18 protein-coding genes are annotated in these 18,644 nt (G+C 55.3%); 9 read left to right on the top strand and 9 right to left on the bottom strand.

Annotated features, from left to right (window positions below; all coding sequences use genetic code 11):
• Positions 1–196 precede the first annotated feature (196 nt).
• From ACQYWX_RS08140 to fabR, 8 genes are all read left to right on the top strand, one after another.
• Positions 197–1,534, top strand: a complete 1,338-nt coding sequence (locus tag ACQYWX_RS08140) for a sigma-54-dependent transcriptional regulator (protein WP_431688443.1) — start codon at positions 197–199, stop codon at positions 1,532–1,534.
• A gap of 33 nt (positions 1,535–1,567) precedes the next feature.
• Positions 1,568–1,789: a histidine kinase dimerization/phospho-acceptor domain-containing protein gene (locus ACQYWX_RS08135; RefSeq protein WP_011398684.1), complete on the top strand. Its 222-nt coding sequence runs from the start codon at positions 1,568–1,570 to the stop codon at positions 1,787–1,789.
• On the top strand, positions 1,782–3,284 hold the full coding sequence (locus tag ACQYWX_RS08130) for a sensor histidine kinase (protein WP_216737252.1): 1,503 nt from the start codon (positions 1,782–1,784) through the stop codon (positions 3,282–3,284). The genes ACQYWX_RS08135 and ACQYWX_RS08130 overlap by 8 nt, the downstream gene beginning before the upstream one ends.
• Positions 3,277–3,732: a response regulator gene (locus tag ACQYWX_RS08125; RefSeq protein WP_127969302.1), complete on the top strand. Its 456-nt coding sequence runs from the start codon at positions 3,277–3,279 to the stop codon at positions 3,730–3,732. The genes ACQYWX_RS08130 and ACQYWX_RS08125 overlap by 8 nt, the downstream gene beginning before the upstream one ends.
• 18 nt (positions 3,733–3,750) lie before the next feature.
• Positions 3,751–5,709 (top strand): response regulator, encoded by a 1,959-nt coding sequence (locus ACQYWX_RS08120; protein ID WP_431688442.1) that lies wholly within the window; start codon positions 3,751–3,753, stop codon positions 5,707–5,709.
• A gap of 241 nt (positions 5,710–5,950) precedes the next feature.
• Positions 5,951–6,394 carry a ferritin-like domain-containing protein gene (locus ACQYWX_RS08115; RefSeq protein WP_431688441.1) on the top strand — a complete coding sequence of 148 codons (444 nt, stop codon included), beginning with the start codon at positions 5,951–5,953 and terminating at the stop codon, positions 6,392–6,394.
• Between the two features lie 123 nt (positions 6,395–6,517).
• Positions 6,518–7,636, top strand: a complete 1,119-nt coding sequence (locus tag ACQYWX_RS08110; protein WP_216737255.1) for an HD-GYP domain-containing protein — start codon at positions 6,518–6,520, stop codon at positions 7,634–7,636.
• A gap of 71 nt (positions 7,637–7,707) precedes the next feature.
• The gene (gene fabR, locus ACQYWX_RS08105) at positions 7,708–8,352 is read left to right on the top strand and encodes an HTH-type transcriptional repressor FabR (RefSeq protein ID WP_216737256.1); all 645 of its coding nucleotides are present in this window, start codon (positions 7,708–7,710) and stop codon (positions 8,350–8,352) included.
• Between the two features lie 10 nt (positions 8,353–8,362).
• Here fabR and ACQYWX_RS08100 read toward each other — a convergent pair whose 3' ends face one another.
• The 6 genes from ACQYWX_RS08100 to guaB all read right to left on the bottom strand — a co-directional run bounded on the left by ACQYWX_RS08100 (position 8,363) and on the right by guaB (position 15,102).
• Positions 8,363–8,788 carry an HIT domain-containing protein gene (locus tag ACQYWX_RS08100; RefSeq protein ID WP_431688440.1) on the bottom strand — a complete coding sequence of 142 codons (426 nt, stop codon included), beginning with the start codon at positions 8,786–8,788 and terminating at the stop codon, positions 8,363–8,365.
• Positions 8,789–8,810: 22 nt separating this feature from the next.
• On the bottom strand, positions 8,811–10,160 hold the full coding sequence (locus ACQYWX_RS08095) for a UDP-glucose dehydrogenase family protein (RefSeq protein WP_431688439.1): 1,350 nt from the start codon (positions 10,158–10,160) through the stop codon (positions 8,811–8,813).
• Positions 10,161–10,185: 25 nt separating this feature from the next.
• Positions 10,186–11,175 carry a UDP-glucose 4-epimerase GalE gene (gene galE, locus ACQYWX_RS08090; RefSeq protein WP_431688438.1) on the bottom strand — a complete coding sequence of 330 codons (990 nt, stop codon included), beginning with the start codon at positions 11,173–11,175 and terminating at the stop codon, positions 10,186–10,188.
• 43 nt (positions 11,176–11,218) lie between these two features.
• Complete coding sequence (tadA, locus tag ACQYWX_RS08085; RefSeq protein ID WP_127969294.1) at positions 11,219–11,743, bottom strand: tRNA adenosine(34) deaminase TadA; 525 nt, start codon at positions 11,741–11,743, stop codon at positions 11,219–11,221.
• Between the two features lie 123 nt (positions 11,744–11,866).
• Positions 11,867–13,447 carry a glutamine-hydrolyzing GMP synthase gene (gene guaA / locus ACQYWX_RS08080; RefSeq protein ID WP_431688437.1) on the bottom strand — a complete coding sequence of 527 codons (1,581 nt, stop codon included), beginning with the start codon at positions 13,445–13,447 and terminating at the stop codon, positions 11,867–11,869.
• 182 nt (positions 13,448–13,629) lie between these two features.
• The gene (gene guaB / locus ACQYWX_RS08075) at positions 13,630–15,102 is read right to left on the bottom strand and encodes an IMP dehydrogenase (RefSeq protein WP_431688436.1); all 1,473 of its coding nucleotides are present in this window, start codon (positions 15,100–15,102) and stop codon (positions 13,630–13,632) included.
• 167 nt (positions 15,103–15,269) lie between these two features.
• On the opposite strand from guaB, the gene xseA reads away from it, so the two are divergent.
• Positions 15,270–16,604, top strand: coding sequence for an exodeoxyribonuclease VII large subunit (xseA, locus tag ACQYWX_RS08070; protein ID WP_431688435.1), 1,335 nt, complete (start codon positions 15,270–15,272; stop codon positions 16,602–16,604).
• Positions 16,605–16,734: 130 nt separating this feature from the next.
• On the opposite strand, the gene ACQYWX_RS08065 is transcribed toward xseA, so the two are convergent.
• From ACQYWX_RS08065 to ACQYWX_RS08055, 3 genes are all read right to left on the bottom strand, one after another.
• Positions 16,735–17,169, bottom strand: coding sequence for a PaaI family thioesterase (locus tag ACQYWX_RS08065; RefSeq protein WP_206618130.1), 435 nt, complete (start codon positions 17,167–17,169; stop codon positions 16,735–16,737).
• Positions 17,170–17,171: 2 nt separating this feature from the next.
• The gene (locus ACQYWX_RS08060) at positions 17,172–17,663 is read right to left on the bottom strand and encodes a PaaI family thioesterase (RefSeq protein ID WP_279503447.1); all 492 of its coding nucleotides are present in this window, start codon (positions 17,661–17,663) and stop codon (positions 17,172–17,174) included.
• A gap of 140 nt (positions 17,664–17,803) precedes the next feature.
• Entirely contained in the window at positions 17,804–18,517 is a 714-nt protein-coding gene (locus tag ACQYWX_RS08055; protein ID WP_216737263.1) for a DUF599 domain-containing protein, read from the bottom strand.
• Positions 18,518–18,644: the final 127 nt, after the last annotated feature.

Raw genomic sequence — 18,644 nt, 5'->3', positions numbered from 1 at the left:
CAGGTCATTCCACAGAGGGAACAACCGCAGACGGACAAAAAAAGCGCTGTATTATAAACATTATTTTTCGCAAAATCAGTCCTAACCTGTAAACCCTTGATACTAGCGACTTTCGCCCCAACTATCAGGTAGCGCCCAATTCGGCCGGTTGGTATATTAACCGGCGGGAACTCAAAATCACACGAGGGAACACACCTTGGCAAGTATATTGCTCGTGGACGACGATGAAGGTTTCGTACAAGCCACGCGGACACTCCTAGAAATGCTGGGGCATGACGCCCGCTCCGCCGCCAGCGTCGCTGAAGCCAACGCGATTCTGCAGGCTGATCAGTTCGATATTGTATTACTTGACCTGATGCTTCCTGATGGAAGCGGTCTACATGTGCTGGACGCCCTGAATGGCTCCCGCAAGCAACCCGACCACATCGCCATCGTTACGGGCCACCCGACTGTAAAATCGCTAGTGAAAACGGTCTGCGGCCCCAACATCAGCTATCTGATCAAACCCATTGATATTGAGCAGATAAAAGCGCTGATCGAAAAGACCAGCCCGGAACAGTCGGAAATCGACGCGCCCCGCCACTTCAATAGTTTGATCGGCGAATCGCCGGCCATGCGCGAGCTTTACCAGATGATCGAACGCGTCGCCCAAACCAGAGCCAATGTGCTGCTGCAAGGCGAAAGCGGCGTCGGCAAAGAACTGGTCGCCCGCGCCATCCATGCCGCCGGGGGCTCTCAAGGGCCATTCGTGGCGGCCAACTGCGGCGCGCTTTCCCGCGAGTTAATCGGCAGCGAACTGTTTGGACATGAAAAAGGTGCATTTACCGGCGCAGTCAGCAGAAAAATCGGTCTATTCGAACAAGCCAAAGGCGGCGTGTTGTTTCTCGACGAAGTCACCGAGATGCCGATCGACATGCAGCCAACGCTGTTGAGAGTACTTGAAACCAATAAAGTCATCCGAGTCGGCGGCGCCGAAGAGATTCCAGTGGACTGCCGAGTGGTTTCAGCCACCAACCGCACCCAGCAACAGCTGGCGGAAGACGAATGCCTGCGTGAGGACATCTACTTCCGTCTGGCCGTATTCCCCATTCAGATTCCGCCTTTGCGGCAGCGCAGGGAAGATATTCCACTATTGGCCAGACGCTTCCTGCAGGAGCTGAACGAAGAGAATGGCTCCGCTTTCGGACTGGGGGAAAACAGCCTCAAACGACTACAGGATTACGACTGGCCAGGCAATGTGCGCGAGCTGCGTCACGCTATTCATCGCGCGTTCATTATGACTGATCCAGCTCAATCCGAACTGAGCCTGCCGGACAATCTCGCCTCTCCTTTCGCCCGCGAGCGACAGGGCTCCCCCGGACTGCAGGTGGGCAAAACCATAGAGGAGATGGAGCGCGAGCTTATCACCCTCACCCTCGCCCAGTTAGATGGCGACAAGCGCCGCGCGGCGGACATGCTCGGCATCAGCTTGAAAACCCTCTATAACCGCCTGAACAGCTATGGAGAGAATGAAAACACGGAAACGCCCGTATAAGTCATTTCCCAATAAAAGAGACAGGATGCCCCTATGACCCAGGAAGCCGATATCGCCAAATTAGCGCACGACCTCCGCAATCCGTTGAACAGCATTTCAGTGAATGCGGAGCTGGCCAAGCTCCAACTTCAGACCAATCGCGACAAGGAAGAAATCCTGGTGTGCGTGGAGCGCATACTGGAAGAATGCAAACGCTGTAGCGCGCGCATCAACGACTTGGTCAACGCCAGCGCAACGGATGCGGATAATGCCTAACAGACTTCTGGATCACAGTCCAATATTGCTGAGCCGGCGCTGGCGTTTCGCCTTCGCCGCCGTGGCGTTGCTACTGGTCATCAATGGACTCACTTCCTACCGCGCCATGCGCGAGTTGGTGCGCATTGAGAGCAGCGTCTCCCATACTCTGCAAGTGATCGGCATTATCAGGAACACCTTCTCGGCCATCCAAGGCGCTGAAACCGGTCAACGGGGCTACCTGATCACCGGCGACGAGGCCTATCTGGAGCCTTTCCATGACGCCATGAATTCGCTGGAGATTTACCTTAATCAGCTGCAGGCGACTGACTCGGAAATACCAGGGCAGCAGGAACGCTTCCTGCGCCTACGTCAGGTCACCCAAAGCAAGATCAGCGAAATGCGCGAAGTGATCCAACTGCGCAAAAACAGCGACGTGGCGGCGGCCACGGAAATCGTGAATACCGACAAAGGCAAGCGCCTCATGGACATCATCAGCAAGCTGGTGGAGGAAATGGAGGCGGAAGAATATGCGCTACTGGCGCAACGACGCCACGAGTCCTATTTGAACCAGCGGGAAACCATCTTCACCCTGGTGGCCGCCACACTGGCCAGCCTGGGGCTGATTGGCTTCGTTTATTACCTGCTGCAGAGAAATCTTCGCCAACACACCCGCATCACAGAAATTCTGCAGACAGAGAATGATCGACTGGAGGAAAAAGTCTCCGAACGCACCGCTGTGCTGACTCACTTTTCCAAAGAGCTTGAACGCAGCAATCGGGAGTTGCAGGATTTCGCCTTTGTCGCGTCCCATGACCTGCAAGAGCCGTTAAGAAAAATTCGCGCGTTTGGCGACCGCCTGCAACAGAAGTACGCAGATAAGTTGGAAGACAGCGGCGCCGACTATATTCGGCGCATGCAATCCGCCGCAGAGCGCATGTCTCGCCTGATTAATGACCTGCTCTCCTTTTCCCGGGTTTCCACCAAGGCGCAACCATTCACGCAAGTGGATTTGAACGAGATTCTCGACGAGGTGCTGGAGGACCTGGAGATTCCCATCAATGAAAGCGGCGCCAAAATCAATGCATCTCCGCTACCGACTCTGGATGCGGACCCCACGCAAATGCGCCAGCTGATGCAAAATCTGATTGGCAACTCATTGAAGTTTATTCCTCCTGAACAGCAGCCGCTAATCACCATCAGCGTGAAGAGCTATCAACATTCACTGCTGGAAGGAGGCGAGGAAACGGAGTGGTGCGAGCTTCGTTTCAGCGATAACGGAATCGGCTTTGAAGAAAAATTCAAAGACCGGATATTCACCCCTTTCCAGCGCCTGCACCAGCGCGGAGAATATGAGGGAACCGGCATAGGGCTAGCAGTATGCCGTCGCATCGTTGAACGCCATAGCGGCGCCATTAACGCCGAGAGCGCCCCCGGCCAGGGCGCCACATTCATTGTGCACCTGCCGCTGCAGCATACGCCTATTTCTGAAATGGAGCCTGAACAATATGCCTGACACCAAGAGACCACTGGTCATTTTAATGGCGGATGACGACGAAGATGATCGACAGCTCGCCCTGGAAGCCATGCGCGAAAGCCGCGTGCTGAACGAGCTGCGATTTGTGAAAGATGGTTTTGAACTGATGCAGTATCTGCGTCGAGAAGGCGAGTTTGAAGATCCCGCCAACTCGCCGACTCCCGGCATCATACTTCTGGACCTGAATATGCCTCGCAAAGACGGCCGCGAAGCGCTGGCGGAGATTAAGGCGGACCCAGCGCTGCGACGCACGCCAGTCGTTATTCTCACCACCTCGAAAGCAGAGCAGGATATGCTGCGCGGCTATGATCTGGGCGCCGCGTCGTACATCACCAAGCCAGTGACCTTTGAAGGACTGGTCGCCCTCATGCGCGCGCTGGGACATTACTGGGTCGAATTCGTGGAATTGCCCAATCACGGCCATTGATCATCACGGAGGGCGCTAATGACGGAGAACCAGACGAACTTCCCCACACCGATCAAATTGTTGCTGGTGGAGGACGACGAAGACGACTATATCATCGCCAAGGATCTCCTGGAGCAGATAGCACCCTCGCAATTCGAGCTGGATTGGGCCAGCAACGCGGAAATAGCCCGCGCCGCCCTGGCCAGAGACGAACACCATGTCTGTCTTATGGACTATCGCTTAGGCCCGGATGACGGCCTGATGCTATTACGGGAGGCTCCCAAGCTGGGCTTTCACGGCCCGATAATCATGCTTACGGGCCAGGATGACAGCCGCCTTGACGCCGACGCGCTTCGTGGAGGAGCCGTCGATTATCTGGTGAAATCCGATCTTAATTCCGCCCATTTGGCCAGATCCATCCGTTATGCGCTAGCGCGCCGGGAAATGGAAACGGAGAGACTGGAAAGACTGAAGGCGGAAGCGGAAAACCGTTCCAAAAGTGAATTCCTGGCGCACCTGAGTCATGAGTTGCGCACGCCATTGACCGCCATCCTGGGTTATACCGAGCTGCTCATCGCGCAGGACAATGCGCCCGACAACCTGTCTTATCTGCAGATCGTCCAACGTAATGGGCAGCATCTATTAAGCCTGCTCAACGACATTCTGGACATCTCCAAGATCGAGGCGGGCAAGCTCGAAATGGAGTTTGTGCGCGTCAACCTGCAGGCATTTCTGGCCGACCTTTACTCTCTCATGGCGGTGTCCGCACAGGATAAAAACCTGCAACTGAGCTTTATCGCCGACTCGCCACTACCGGAAAATATTGAAACCGACCCTATTCGTCTGCGACAAATATTGTTGAACCTGATCGGCAACGCCATCAAGTTCACCGAACAAGGGGAAGTCACCGTACGCGTACAGATGATCAAGGAAGAGGAGCAGGAGAAAGTCCAGTTCAAAGTGCTGGACACCGGCCCCGGCATCAGCCTCGCGGACCAAAAGCGCCTCTTTCAGCCCTTCACTCAGGTTTACGCCAACAGTATGCGCCGCGGCGAAGGCGCGGGGCTGGGCCTGGCCATCAGTCGTCAATTGGCGCACCGACTGGGCGGCGACATTCGACTGAGCAGCAGACCTGGTGAAGGCAGCGATTTCACCGCTATCGTCAAACCCGGCCCGCTGGAAGGCGTGAAACGCATTCAACCAGACCTGGAAACAGGCGGCGCGGCGGAACCTCATGCGACGCGAACCCATCAAGTGCAGGGCCACCTTTTGGTCGCTGATGATCTGCCGGATATTCGCCGCCTGATCGGCCACCTGGTGGAAAGCGCCGGAGCGCGAGTCAGTTACGCGCAAAATGGCGCAGAGGCGGTACGCATCGTATCTGAGGCCGCGCAATCGGATAGCCCGATTGATCTGGTGATCATGGATATGCATATGCCCGTGCTGGACGGACACTCCGCTACCCGCGAACTGCGTCGCCGCGGCCACGAAACGCCAGTCCTGGCGCTGACCGCCGCCACCATGCGTGGTGAACGGGAACGCTGCCTGGCCAGCGGCTGTACGGATCATTTGAGCAAGCCGGTCAACGTCAGTCAGCTATTCACACTGATTGAGCGTCATCTACCGAACACACAGGCCAAGTCACCCTCTTTATTACTAGTGGAAGATAATGCGGACGCCAGCGCCGCTACCGCCGCCCTGCTGGAGCACTTGGGCTGGCGCGTACACTGCGCTGCAAACGGCGCCGAAGCGCTGGAAATGGCGGAGCGGATAAAGCCTTCTGTGGTCGTGTTGGATTTGAACCTTCCCGATACTGACGGCTACAGTCTAGCCCGGAGAATACGCGACCAAGGCCTTCCAGACGCCCGCCTCATTGCATTGAGCGGTTATGCTGAGGACAAACAACGCTCCTCAGAGGCAGGATTTCAGCACCACTTGATGAAGCCTGTTTCTCTGGGCGAACTGACAGCCGTGCTACCCGCTAAAAACTCGCTTTAACGCCTATTGGCGTTCTCTACCTCCAGGTCGCCTTGTAAAAGCCACAACAAAGCGGCCTTCCTTTTTTCTTATTTACACGACTTTCTTCCCATTATTTCCCGTCGATCGCCTATCACAGACAAAAACCCATATTTTTTCAATAAATTAAATGGGTTTTTACGCTTGGCACGGCTGTTGCTGTACTACTTATGAACTGCGGACAAACCGCAAGAAGTAGATCCAAGGAATACTGAGGAGATCAATGATGACTAATTCAGAAACAAACAGCTTGAGAGATCTGGTAAAGGTGCTTAACGACGGCATTGACTTCTACACCGAAGCCAAAGACAAGGTAAAGAGCAATGCGGTGCGTTTGGTGTTCGAACGCATGTCAGCCATTCGCGAAGGCGCAGTAGGCCGGTTGCAGCCCTATATTGTCTTCGAAAAAGGTGAAAAAGAGACCGGACACACTCTCGGCGGCATTCTGCGCGAGCATTACGCAAAAATCCTGGCCGCCATCAAGGACGATTCGGAACATGTGTATATCGAGCAACTGGAGGAAGTCGAGGACAAAACCCTGGAAAAAATCCGCGACGCCATCGAAGAAGTGAAGGCCCCCGGCGTTCAAGCCACTCTGCAGGATATCTATCCCACTTTGAAACGCTGTCACGACGAAATGAGCCGCCTGCAGCGCGCTACTGCGTAATCACTCGCATTAGCTCCCCATACGCCGCCGGGAGGTCCAAGGCGCCCGTGCGGCGAAGTCGGGCAATAACTATTTTTCTGGCTATACTTCAAAGTATGACTGTATCCATGCTGGTAATAAGATATGGCCCAACCATCCCCTCTTCCCTATTTCCATGCAACCACTCTCAGGCCAGACATACTGTCGGACTTGCGTGAAAGTTTCGAAAAAAATCTGGTAGAGCTGGAAGCCGCGCCCAACGACGCCACACTGATCGCCCGTCTCTGTGCAAACTACGAAGCCATCGCACAGGAAATAAAGTTCGCCGAGATCGAACTGGGATCATTGATGCAGGGCATTTACACCATCATGGCCGGAATTGCTGACAAGCAATTGAACTTCCGCCCGGAAATCAGCGACCTGCTGTTGCTGGCGATGGAGCGCATCCAGGTTTGCGCCGTCGCTATCGATAACGGCAGCTTCGAAAATATTCAAATGGTGGAGAACGCCAGAATCAGCGATCTGCTTTGTCAGCTTCCCAAGACCGTCGCGAACGGTCGCAACGAGGCCATGCAGGAGCTTTTGGCGCTGCTCGCCCCGGAAGTCAGCGCGCAAACGGCGGGACGCAACGCGAATGACGTTTATTCCGAGTTGCTGGCGCTGTGGCGCAAGTACGATGTCCATACCAACGCCGACCTGCTGTTCTTCCTCAGTCTCGCGACGCCGGCTGAAGCACGGTCACGTTTTTGGCTGGGTAAAAACAGACGTGTGCTTTTACTCGCCCTGGCGATGAATCGGCACGCGCGCGAACCAGTAGATCCAGCTCAGCTCAGCGCCGCCGCGCTGGTGCATGATATCGGCATGTCCTTCCTTCCCCTCGATATCCTGCATAAAAGCAGCAGTCTCTCCGAGTCAGAAGACCACAGCATTCATAAGCACACCAGCGTAGGCAGCGCCTTGCTGATCAACATGCCTGAGTGGCAGGAGTCACGCCGCATCATTGATCAACACCATGAGCATGTCAGCGGCAAGGGCTACCCTATTGGACTGCGGGACCGGGAGATTTGCGATGGCGCCAAGATCATCGCCATCGCGGACGCCTTCGAAGCAATTTCTCACCCACGCATTTACTCCAGTCGCTATAAACGTCCCTTTATCAGAGCGGTGCTGGAAATCAACAGCCGCTCCGGCAGCCAGTTCTCACAAAAATGGGTCGATGTATTTAACGCCGTCATCCGACCACTGAAATACGAGTTATACTAGCCCGCCTTGAACAAGCCGCACTCCTATGAAGGAGTGCGGCGCACGCCGATCGTCCAATCAGGATTTCGCTATTGACCACGAGAGCCCAACAGAAAGAGCGCACCCGTCAGGCGCTAATGAACGCCGCCCTGCAACAACTCGGCCCAGACCGCAACTTCGCCAGCCTCAGCCTGAGAGAAGTCGCGCGCGAAGCAGGCATCGCTCCCACCTCTTTTTATCGCCACTTCAACGATCTGGAAGAGCTTGGCCTGGCTTTGGTGGACGAAGCAGGCATCACCCTGCGCCGACTAATGCGGCAAGCGCGTAAAAGGGTCGCCAAGAAAGGAGGCCTGGTGGAAACCTCCATCGATACTTTTTTCGAGTATCTGAACTCCAACGCCAACCTGTTTCGCTTACTGCTGAGGGAAAAAAACGGCGTCTCGTTGCGCTTTCGCACAGCCATTAAAGCGGAAACCGATCATTTTATTACGGAGCTGGCGGCGGACCTGGGGCGATTTGGAGAAAATGGCGGCGCGCCGTTACGAGACCCGAAAGCAGTCGCTGATGCGCTGGTGGTGCTGGTGTTTAACTGCGGCTCAGAAGGTTTGGACGCCGACGCAGCGGAAAGAAAGCAACTGAAACTAAAACTGTCCACTCAGCTACGTATGGTGTTGAGAGGCGGACTTGTGCAAGAAAGGAAGCCTGGCGCCGCCAAAACAAGCGGCCCAGGCGGGTGATATCAGCGGCTCAACCAGTGATGGCGATCAGCGGACTGAGCGCCCCGTGAATCTTCTGTTTGAGCGCCTGCGAATCCTGCTCTGAATAGGGCTGCGCCGGGCTCACGCCCCAAACCGGCTTCGGCCAGGCTGCATCCGTGGGAAAGCGAACGATATGGTGAAGATGCAGCTGCGGCACCATATTGCCCAGGGCCGCCACATTCAGCTTATATCCATCGAACAGCGCCATCAGCGTCTTGCCGACTATCGCCGACTCGCGCGTCAACTGCTCTTGCGCCTCGTGGCCTAACTCATAAGCCTCGCGAACACCCTCCACTCTCGGAACCAGAATGCACCAGGGGTACTGGGCGTCATTCATCAGCAACAGGCGGCACAGAGGCAAATCGCCGATCACTATCGTGTCTTTCGCCAACTGCGCGTGCAGCTCAAAACTCACAGCGTTTCTCCTTTATCTGAACTCAGGCTTCCGCACCCTTGCTGATACTTAGCCCACGACCAATGCCGTAATACTGCACGCCTTTACGCTGCACGCGTTCAGGGTCATACAGGTTGCGGCCATCGAAAATCACAGGCTCTTTCAGCGCGCTGACGATATAGCCGAAATCCGGGGAGCGAAACTCTTTCCACTCCGTACAGATAATCAGCGCGTCCGCGCCTTTCAGCGCCTGCTCTTTCGTACCGCACAACATCAGCTCGTCTTTGTCGGCGTAAATTCGCTGGGTTTCTTCCATCGCTTTCGGGTCAAACGCCTGCACCTTGGCGCCAGCAGCCCACAGCGACTCCATCAGAACACGGCTGGAGGCTTCCCGCATGTCGTCCGTATTCGGCTTGAACGCCAATCCCCACAACGCAAAAGTGCGTCCCGCCAGCTTGCCATTGAAGTGTTCACTGAGTTTACGGAACAGCACGTGCTTCTGGGAGTCGTTTACAGACTCTACCGAAGACAGCAACTTTGCATCGTAAGCCACATCTTTGGCGGTGCGTACGAGCGCCTTGACGTCTTTCGGGAAACAAGACCCGCCATAACCACAGCCAGGATAAATGAAGTGGTACCCGATACGAGGGTCAGAGCCAATGCCTTTACGCACCTGTTCGATATCCGCGCCGAGCAGTTCCGCCAGGTTGGCGATTTCATTCATAAAGCTGATTTTGGTGGCCAACATGGCGTTGGCGGCGTACTTGGTCAGCTCCGCCGAACGCACATCCATCACCACCATTCGGTCGTGATTACGGTTGAACGGCTCGTAGGCTTCACGCATCAGACTGACGGCGCGCTCACTTTGCACTCCCACGACAATACGATCCGGCTTCATAAAGTCGCCCACCGCATCGCCTTCCTTCAAAAACTCAGGGTTGGAGACAACGTCAAAATCCAAGGAAACGCCTCGTCTCGCCAGCTCATCGCTGATAGCGGCGCCAACCTTATCGCCGGTGCCAACCGGCACCGTTGACTTATCCACGACCACTTTATAGTCCTGCATGTGGCGCCCGATTGTGCGCGCCACGGTCAAAACATATTGCAGATCCGCAGAACCATCTTCGTCCGGCGGCGTACCGACAGCGATAAACTGCAAGTCGCCAAACGCCACGGCTTCTTCAGCATTGGTTGTGAATGACAGGCGTCCCGCCTCCACATTCAGCTTCACGATGGGCTCAAGCCCTGGCTCATAGATTGGAATCAAACCGTTTTTCAGGTTCTGGATCTTCTTTTCGTCCACGTCGACGCAGAGCACCTGATGTCCGACGTCCGCCAGACAGGCGCCCGTCACCAAACCTACGTATCCGGTGCCGAAGATGGCTATTTTCATGAGTGCACGTTCCTATTGCTTAATCTCAGATCTCTTTCTGTTTGTTCTGCCAGACCGCTTCCCAATTCAAAGCGGACTTAACGATGACATTCAGATCATCATGATCGGGCTTCCAGCCCAGGACAGATTTGATTTTATCGTTCATCGCCACCAGCGCGTCAGGGTCGCCTGCGCGACGATCAACTTCCTCAACCGAGAAATCTTTGCCGGACTCCGCTTTAACGACATCAATCACTTCTTTCACGGTGAAGCCGCGTCCGTAGCCGCAATTGAAAATATTGGAGCCGCCGCCCGCCTTCATATGATCCAGCGCCATTACGTGGGCTTTGGCCAGGTCATCTACGTGGATGTAATCACGGATACAGGTGCCGTCGCGGGTATCGTAGTCAGTACCGAACACTTTCATACCGGCGCGCACGCCCTGTACGCATTCACAGGCCACTTTGATCAAGTGAGTCGCTTCCGGCGTCGCCTGGCCGATGCGGCTCTCCAGGTCAGCGCCCGCCACATTGAAATAACGCAGAATGGTGTAGTTGAGGTCGGTTGCGAACGCCAGATCCTGAATCATGCGCTCACTCATCATTTTGGAAGCGCCGTATGGATTAATCGGCATTAATGGCGTTTCTTCAGTGATCATCGTGTTCTCCGGCATGCCATAGACCGCCGCCGTGGAAGAGAACACCATGTATGGAACCTTGTGCTTCTGAATCGCGCCCAACAGGTTGAGCGTATTACGGGTATTGTTGCTGTAATACTTAAGCGGATTCTCTACCGACTCCGGCACCACAATGTTGGCGGCGAAGTGCAACACCGCCTCAAACTGCCCTTTCTCGAACACCGCATCCAGCGCGTCTGTATCCGCCAGGTCCGCCTGCACCAGCTCGCCGTAAGTGACAGCCCAGGGGTGGCCAGTGGACAGGTTGTCGTACACTACGATGTCATGCCCGGCTTCGCCCAACTGACGCACTACGTGACTGCCGATATAGCCGGCGCCGCCTGTAACTAATACTTTCATTAATCCGTATCCTTAAATATTTTCATTGAGGTTAGCTGAATTCTTAAGAGGATGGCTGTTGCTTCCGTCGCTCGTCTTTGGCTTCAGAACGCCGGCGCTGAAAAAAACCACTGAGAAGTTGCGAACAGGGTTGTTCCAGCACGCCGCCGGTCCATTCCAGTTTCCAATTAAAGTTATGCTCATCCAGCAGGCGGCTGCTACTGCATACGGCGCCGGCTTTGGGTTCATAGGCGCCAAACACCAGTCTGGACACACGCGCATGCACCAGCGCGCCGAGACACATGACACAAGGCTCCAGCGTCACATACAACGTGGAGCCCGGCAAGCGGTAATTCCCCGCTACCGCGGAGGCTTTGCGAATCGCACTGATTTCCGCATGAGCGGTAGGGTCATGGCTGCGGATAGGCTGATTCCACCCTTCCCCCAATACCTGACCATCCCGCACCAGAATGGCGCCCACCGGCACTTCGTCGTACGCCAGCGCTTGCGCCGCCAGGCCAAGCGCCCGCCGCATCCAGTATTCGTCCTCATCCGGTTTCCCGGGAAACGAATCAAAACCGTCCTGCATAATACTCTTTCAACTTTACAAATTTCGCCAGGGACCTTCCGACAAAAAGGAGCCCTCAGGCTCCTTCTATATGGGGACAAATCCCTCTAGGCTATTCCGATTAACAGATTACTATCAGTGTGATTATTCCCACTCAATAGTAGCAGGCGGTTTGGACGAAACGTCATAAACCACCCGTGACACGCCGGAAATCTCATTAATAATACGATTGGAGATCTTTTCCAATAGTTCATAAGGCAGATGCGCCCAGCGAGCCGTCATAAAGTCGATGGTTTCCACCGCTCTCAACGCGATGACGTATTCATAACGACGAGCGTCTCCGACTACACCAACCGACTTAACCGGTAGAAACACTGCAAACGCCTGCGACACCTTGTGATACAGCTCCGCGTGATGCAGCTCTTCGATGAAGATCGCGTCCGCTTCGCGCAGAATATCCGCATATTCTTTCTTCACTTCGCCAAGGATACGCACGCCCAGACCCGGTCCCGGGAAGGGGTGGCGATATACCATATCGTAAGGGAGGCCCAGCTCCAGACCGATCTTACGGACTTCGTCCTTGAACAGCTCACGCAAAGGCTCAACCAGTTGCATCTCCATGTCTTCCGGCAATCCGCCAACATTGTGGTGGGATTTTATGACATGGGCTTTACCGGTTTTCGCTGCGGCGGACTCAATAACGTCAGGGTAGATAGTGCCTTGCGCCAACCACTTCACGTCTTTGATCTTGGCGGCTTCTTCATCAAATACTTCAATGAAAGTATGGCCGATGGTCTTGCGCTTGCGCTCTGGATCGTTTTCGCCCGCCAGCTTACTCAGAAACTGCTCCTGCGCATTGGCGCGCACGACTTTGATGCCCATATTCTTGGCGAACATGTCCATGACCTGATCGCCTTCATTCAAACGTAGCAGACCATTGTCCACGAATACGCAAGTCAGCTGATCTCCGATAGCGCGATGCAGCAGCGCAGCAACCACAGAGGAGTCCACGCCGCCGGACAGACCCAACAGCACCTTGTCCTGCCCCACTTGATTACGAATCTGCGTGATGGCGTCTTCAATAATGCGTCCAGGCGTCCACAGTTGCTTACATCCGCAGATATTCACCAGGAACCGCTCCAGCATGCGACGTCCCTGTAGCGTGTGGGTCACTTCCGGGTGGAACTGCACGCCAAACCAGGGCTTGCTCTCATGCTGCATCGCAGCGATAGGCGCGCTGGGCGTAGAAGCGCTAATCACAAAGCTTTCCGGCAAAGTCACGACTTTATCGCCATGGCTCATCCAGACATCCAGCAAAGGCTTGCCGTCGTCCGCCACATGATCTTTGATATTTTCAAATAAACCGTCTTCGGAGCGTTCGATCTTCACCTGCGCATAGCCGAACTCCCGCACATTCGAACCTGCAACCTTGCCGCCCATCTGCTCCGCCATGGTCTGCATGCCATAGCAAATACCCAACAGAGGAAGATCCATGCCAAACAGACACTCAGGCGCACGCGGCGAGCCCATTTCCGTCACAGACTCAGGGCCGCCAGCCAGGATCACGCCTTTAGGATTGAACTCGCGAATATCCGCTTCGCTCATATCGAAGGGGTAAATTTCGCAGTAAACGCCGATTTCGCGAACCCGGCGTGCAATCAACTGCGTGTATTGAGAACCGAAATCCAGGATCAAAATACGATGGGAATGAATATTTTCGGACATTCGAAGCCTTCCTCAGACAGAAACAAGGGCGGGGCCTTTCAGCCCCGCCATAGTTTAAAAAACATCTTTTCGGCGCCAGCCGCTATCACTGAGCGCCGAGGCGCGCAATCTCGACGCGCGGCCCGGTTTATGAGCCGAGCCTGACGAGAATTGCATAAGCGCCATCTTCAACCCGAGCGTCCCTATCCGCCTGAACGGTAGTTAGGCGCTTCCTTGGTGATCGTCACGTCATGAACGTGGCTCTCATGGATGCCGGCGTTGGTAATGCGGGTGAACTGGGGCTTGGTGCGCATTTCTTCTATTGTTGCGCAGCCGGTGTATCCCATAGAGGAACGCAGGCCGCCCATCAACTGATGCACGACATTGGTCAACGGCCCCTTGCTGGCGACGCGACCTTCAATGCCTTCCGGCACCAGTTTTTCAACGCCTGAACTGGCGTCCTGGAAGTAACGGTCGCTGGAGCCCTGGCTTTGCGCCATGGCGCCCAGAGACCCCATGCCGCGATAGGCTTTGTAGCTACGGCCCTGATACAGCTCCACTTCACCTGGAGATTCATCAGTACCCGCCAACAGACCGCCAACCATGACGCTGGAGGCGCCTGCGGCGATCGCTTTGGCGATATCGCCGGAGAAGCGGATGCCGCCGTCTGCGATCAAGGGGACGCCGCTGTCTTTCAGGGCCGCCGCCACATTCGCAATGGCTGACATCTGAGGTACGCCGATGCCTGCGACAATACGGGTAGTACAGATAGAGCCGGGGCCGATACCCACTTTGACGCCGTCTGCGCCGGCTTCAACCAGCGCCAGAGCCGCTTCGCCCGTGGCGATGTTGCCGCCGATGACCTGTACTTCAGGGAAATGAGTCTTCACCCAACGCACGCGATTTAACACACCGAGGGAGTGACCGTGCGCGGTATCGACCACGATGACGTCTACGCCAGCGGCGGCCAATGCAGCGATACGCTCATCAGTGCCATCGCCAGTGCCGACCGCAGCGCCGACGCGCAAACGCCCTTGCTCGTCCTTGGATGCGCGCGGGTAGTCCTGCGCCTTCTGAATATCTTTCAGCGTGATCAAGCCCTTAAGCTCGAACTCGTTGTTCACCACCAACACTTTTTCGATACGGTGGCGGTGCAACAGGTTCTTCACCGTTTCCATGTCGTAACCTTCGGTGACGGTGACCAGCTTCTCTTTTGGCGTCATCAGTTCCTGAACTTTCTTGTTCAGGTTATTTTCAAAACGGATGTCGCGACCGGTGATAATGCCCACCAGATCCTTACCGTCCACCACCGGCAGACCAGAAATATTATTGGCCATGGTGATAGCGCGGACTTCACTGACCGTGTTGCTCGGTGAGACAGTGATGGGGTCTTTCACCACACCACTTTCAAATTTCTTCACCGTACGCACTTCCGCCGCTTGTTGGTCGATCGTCATATTCTTATGAATAATGCCGATGCCGCCTTCCTGCGCCAATGCGATAGCCAAACGGGCTTCCGTTACGGTATCCATGGCGGCGGAGACAAGGGGGAGGTTGATCGTGATGTCGCGGGTAAGTCGGGTGGTCAGGCTGACGTCTTTGGGCAGGACTTCAGAATAACCGGGGATGAGAAGAACGTCGTCGAAGGTTAGCGCTTCTTGAGCTATGCGCAGCATATGAATCGCCTTTTTGCTTGCAAATAAGTTAATCGGACTATTATAAATTTTAAGGCATAATCAGTAAACTTACGGACTTCCCTAATACCCGCTTTTCTCTAAGAAATTCCGTATTTCGCCTGCAAATGGGCAAAACAAGCCACAGAGTTGGATAAAAATACAGCGTAATGAGCGAACTCAGCCCCCATTCTCCCCTTTCCGTCAGTGAATTAAACCGTCAAGTGCGCCGACTTTTGGAAGTCAGCTTCATGCAAGTCTGGGTGACGGGCGAAATTTCCAACTTCAGTTGCCCCAGTTCAGGACATTGGTATTTTTCTCTAAAGGACGACAAAGCACAGGTGCGCTGCGCCATGTTTCGCAATCGCAATATGTTTGTGAAACAGCGCCCCCGGGATGGCGAGGCGGTTACTTTGCGCGCCAAAGTCAGTCTTTATGAAGGACGCGGCGAGTTTCAGTTGATTGCGGAAGGTATGGAACTGGCGGGAGAAGGCGAACTGCGACGCGCATTCGAGGAGCTGAAACTCAAACTATCCCGTGAAGGGCTATTTGAAGAGAGCCGCAAGCGCCCATTACCAGCCATGCCCAAACAGGTTGGCGTGATTACCTCTCCGACCGGCGCGGCAGTGCGCGATATTCTCACCGTACTGAAAAGACGCTTTCCCGCCATTCCCGTCTTGCTGTTCCCCGTACCTGTCCAAGGCAAAGAAGCTGGGCCAGCCATCGTTGCAGCGATAGCGAGCGCAAACCGACTTAATGCCTGCGATGTGCTGATTGTCGGCCGCGGCGGCGGCTCACTGGAGGATCTGTGGGCCTTTAATGAAGAACCCGTGGCCCGCGCCATCGCAGCGAGCGCTATTCCCATCGTCAGCGCCGTCGGCCACGAGACCGACATCACCATCGCCGATCTGGTCGCCGACCTGCGCGCGCCCACGCCGTCCGCTGCGGCGGAAAAAGTCAGCCCGGACCAGGCCGAGTGGAAACACCGCTTTCTGGTTTATGAACAAAGGCTCGGGGCCGCCGCGCAGCGCCTGCTACGCCAGGAAGGCATGCGTCTCAACCAGCTTCGGGAGCGTCTCAAGCATCCTGGTCGGCGTCTGCAGGAATCCGCGCAACGCCTGGATGACCTGGAGATGCGTCTGCACCGGCAAGCGCAAAACCTGCTATCCGCCCGTCGCAATCAGTTGACGCATCTACATGACCGCCTGTTGGCGTCCAGCCCCAAGCAATCCTTAAAAAACCGCTACGCCACCGTGGACGCCCTTGATCACCGTTTGCAAACCGCCGTTCTGTCTGTGTTAAGACACAAGTCTCAGCACTTCGCCAAGTTGTGCGGACACATGGAAGCGGTCAGCCCTATCGCCACCCTGGCGCGAGGATACGCCATCGTCTCTGACGAAAACGGCCAGATTATTCGCAGCGAGAAAGAGGTGCGCACGGGACAAAAAGTCAAAGCCCGTCTCAGCGACGGTGAGATTCATTGCGAAGTGATCGCCCCCGCCTAGCTAAGAAGGCTCAGGTTAATCCCCGCATTGGCGCGACGAGCCCTCAAATAGCTTCGGAAACCGAGAACATATATAAGAAGGTATATAAAGGAAAAGCCGCAGGTGACAACCCGCGGCTCAATAAAGCGGCTCAGCCGAGCAAAAAGTGCGCGCGCGCCAAAGCAATCGGGTCCTTTCGCTTCTTCTGCCATGCGCTGACGCTGACATTGGCGACGCGGTTGCCGCGACGGGTCAGCTTACATTCCGCATAGGTCTCCTGATACAGACCTGCACGCAGATAGTCCAACGAAAAGTCGACAATCCGGGGAAAAGTGTCGATCTCCAGGAAAATGGCAAGATGGAAGGCGGCGGCCAACTCCATGAATCCGCCGATCACGCCACCGTGAATCGCTGGCAAAATGGGATTGCCCAAATTCTGTTCCCGCTTGGGTAGAATAAACACCACTTCATTGCCGAAACGCTCACAGCGCACGCCAAGGGTGCTGGCGTAAGGAATCAGTTCCAGGAGTTTGTTGTAGTCGCCGCTGCGGTGCGCCTGGGCGACGTGTTGCTGTAAAGACTCCATGATTACTTCCTGCCCTCGATCTTTTCCCAGAACCAATCGGGGGACGCATCACGCCCAATCCGCATGAACGTGGCGACGCAGTTGGCCACTGTCGTATCCGGGCCCCGTTGAAACGCTTCACAGCGAGTGAAGACGATCGTGCCGGTCACCCGATAACACCGGGCGCGCGCGTAGACCGTTTTGCCGGGCTGCGCCGGACGCATATAGTCCACCCGCAGATCCAGGGTGGGACACAACTCCAGCTCGGGCAGACAACACAATACGCTGCCGCCGGAAGCGGTATCCATCAACGTTGTGATGGCGCCGCCATGAATGACGCCCGTATCGGTGTCGCCAACGATGTGTTCGCTGTAAGGCAGTTCCAGCTCCAGGCCATCCGCATTGGCGCAAGTCACTTTGATGCCAAGTTCTCGACATTGATTAAGGCTATCCAGAAACCTCGATACCCGGCCGAAACGAATCTCGTCGTTCTCCCAGGGTTCGTACTGCTGCATGTTTCAGTTATCCGTCGCTATATAAATTGAATGAACGTCCTGCGTGGCGGCGACCAAATTCATCAATCTCAATCGCCCCAAGCGCAGAAGTGATTCAACCGCGGCGACGTCACATGCGATACATTGTCGACGCTCCGCGATTACTCTTTCCCCGCCGCCGCATCCTCAAAGGTCTTACCGGCGCGCAGCGCTTTCAGAGCGCGGGACCGGAACTCCCGTTGAAACAGGATGGCCACCACTGCGCTGGTTATCGCCATGAACAATATCGGATGGATAAACCAGGTCAGTACGGCGAGTCCGTAATAGTATGACCGCAAACCCAGGTTAAAAGAATCCCCGGCCAGATTCGCCACCCGTGCGGCGGACTGGGCCAGCGCCTCGCGCGCGCCGGAGCTGACTTTGTCCTCATAGGTCAACGGCGCGCTGCTGATCAGCACGCCACAGAAGTTGTATTGCCGCATTGACCAGGTGAATTTAAAAAAGGAATACACGAACACTGCGCACAGCACCACCAGCTTGAGTTCCCACATGAACTTGCCGGTCTGGGCGATATAGGGTAGATCACTAAAGACGGACATGGCTTTGTCCGTATACCCTATAGCAGTGATCAAACCCGCAAGGATCAACAAGCTGCTGGATGCGAAGAAAGCGCCGTTGCGCTCCAGGCTGCCCACTACGGAAGCGTCGGCGATGCGAGCGTCCCGCATCAGCGTACGACGCATCCAGTCGGCGCGATACAGGTCCAACGTATTGGACAGGCAGGGCCGGGTTTTAGCGCGGTGCTCCGAATAATAGGTGTAACCGACGCAATTCAATAAGAACCAGACGAGAGCAAAATAATCCAGTAGATTCATAACACCTTAATCGTTAGATACTTTGATATTATTTTTGACCATTTTTTGTAGAAATTCATTTAGACGCTTGGAGAAGATAATGCTACGCCTCTTTACATGTAGCCTGTGCCTAATCCTGATCTTGCTG

Source organism: Hahella sp. NBU794 (assembly GCF_050749805.1).
GTDB lineage: Bacteria > Pseudomonadota > Gammaproteobacteria > Pseudomonadales > Oleiphilaceae > Hahella.
This window is presented reverse-complemented; position numbering and strand designations above follow the sequence as displayed.

Coding starts and splice junctions, on each gene's coding strand:
- ACQYWX_RS08135 (WP_011398684.1), top strand. CDS start 1,568: ATGACCCAGGAAGCCGATATCGCCAAATTAGCGCACGACCTCCGCAAT.
- ACQYWX_RS08130 (WP_216737252.1), top strand. CDS start 1,782: ATGCCTAACAGACTTCTGGATCACAGTCCAATATTGCTGAGCCGGCGC.
- ACQYWX_RS08125 (WP_127969302.1), top strand. CDS start 3,277: ATGCCTGACACCAAGAGACCACTGGTCATTTTAATGGCGGATGACGAC.
- ACQYWX_RS08120 (WP_431688442.1), top strand. CDS start 3,751: ATGACGGAGAACCAGACGAACTTCCCCACACCGATCAAATTGTTGCTG.
- ACQYWX_RS08115 (WP_431688441.1), top strand. CDS start 5,951: ATGATGACTAATTCAGAAACAAACAGCTTGAGAGATCTGGTAAAGGTG.
- ACQYWX_RS08110 (WP_216737255.1), top strand. CDS start 6,518: ATGGCCCAACCATCCCCTCTTCCCTATTTCCATGCAACCACTCTCAGG.
- ACQYWX_RS08095 (WP_431688439.1), bottom strand. CDS start 10,160: ATGAAAATAGCCATCTTCGGCACCGGATACGTAGGTTTGGTGACGGGC.
- galE (WP_431688438.1), bottom strand. CDS start 11,175: ATGAAAGTATTAGTTACAGGCGGCGCCGGCTATATCGGCAGTCACGTA.
- tadA (WP_127969294.1), bottom strand. CDS start 11,743: ATGCAGGACGGTTTTGATTCGTTTCCCGGGAAACCGGATGAGGACGAA.
- guaA (WP_431688437.1), bottom strand. CDS start 13,447: ATGTCCGAAAATATTCATTCCCATCGTATTTTGATCCTGGATTTCGGT.
- guaB (WP_431688436.1), bottom strand. CDS start 15,102: ATGCTGCGCATAGCTCAAGAAGCGCTAACCTTCGACGACGTTCTTCTC.
- xseA (WP_431688435.1), top strand. CDS start 15,270: ATGAGCGAACTCAGCCCCCATTCTCCCCTTTCCGTCAGTGAATTAAAC.
- ACQYWX_RS08065 (WP_206618130.1), bottom strand. CDS start 17,169: ATGGAGTCTTTACAGCAACACGTCGCCCAGGCGCACCGCAGCGGCGAC.
- ACQYWX_RS08060 (WP_279503447.1), bottom strand. CDS start 17,663: ATGCAGCAGTACGAACCCTGGGAGAACGACGAGATTCGTTTCGGCCGG.
- ACQYWX_RS08055 (WP_216737263.1), bottom strand. CDS start 18,517: ATGAATCTACTGGATTATTTTGCTCTCGTCTGGTTCTTATTGAATTGC.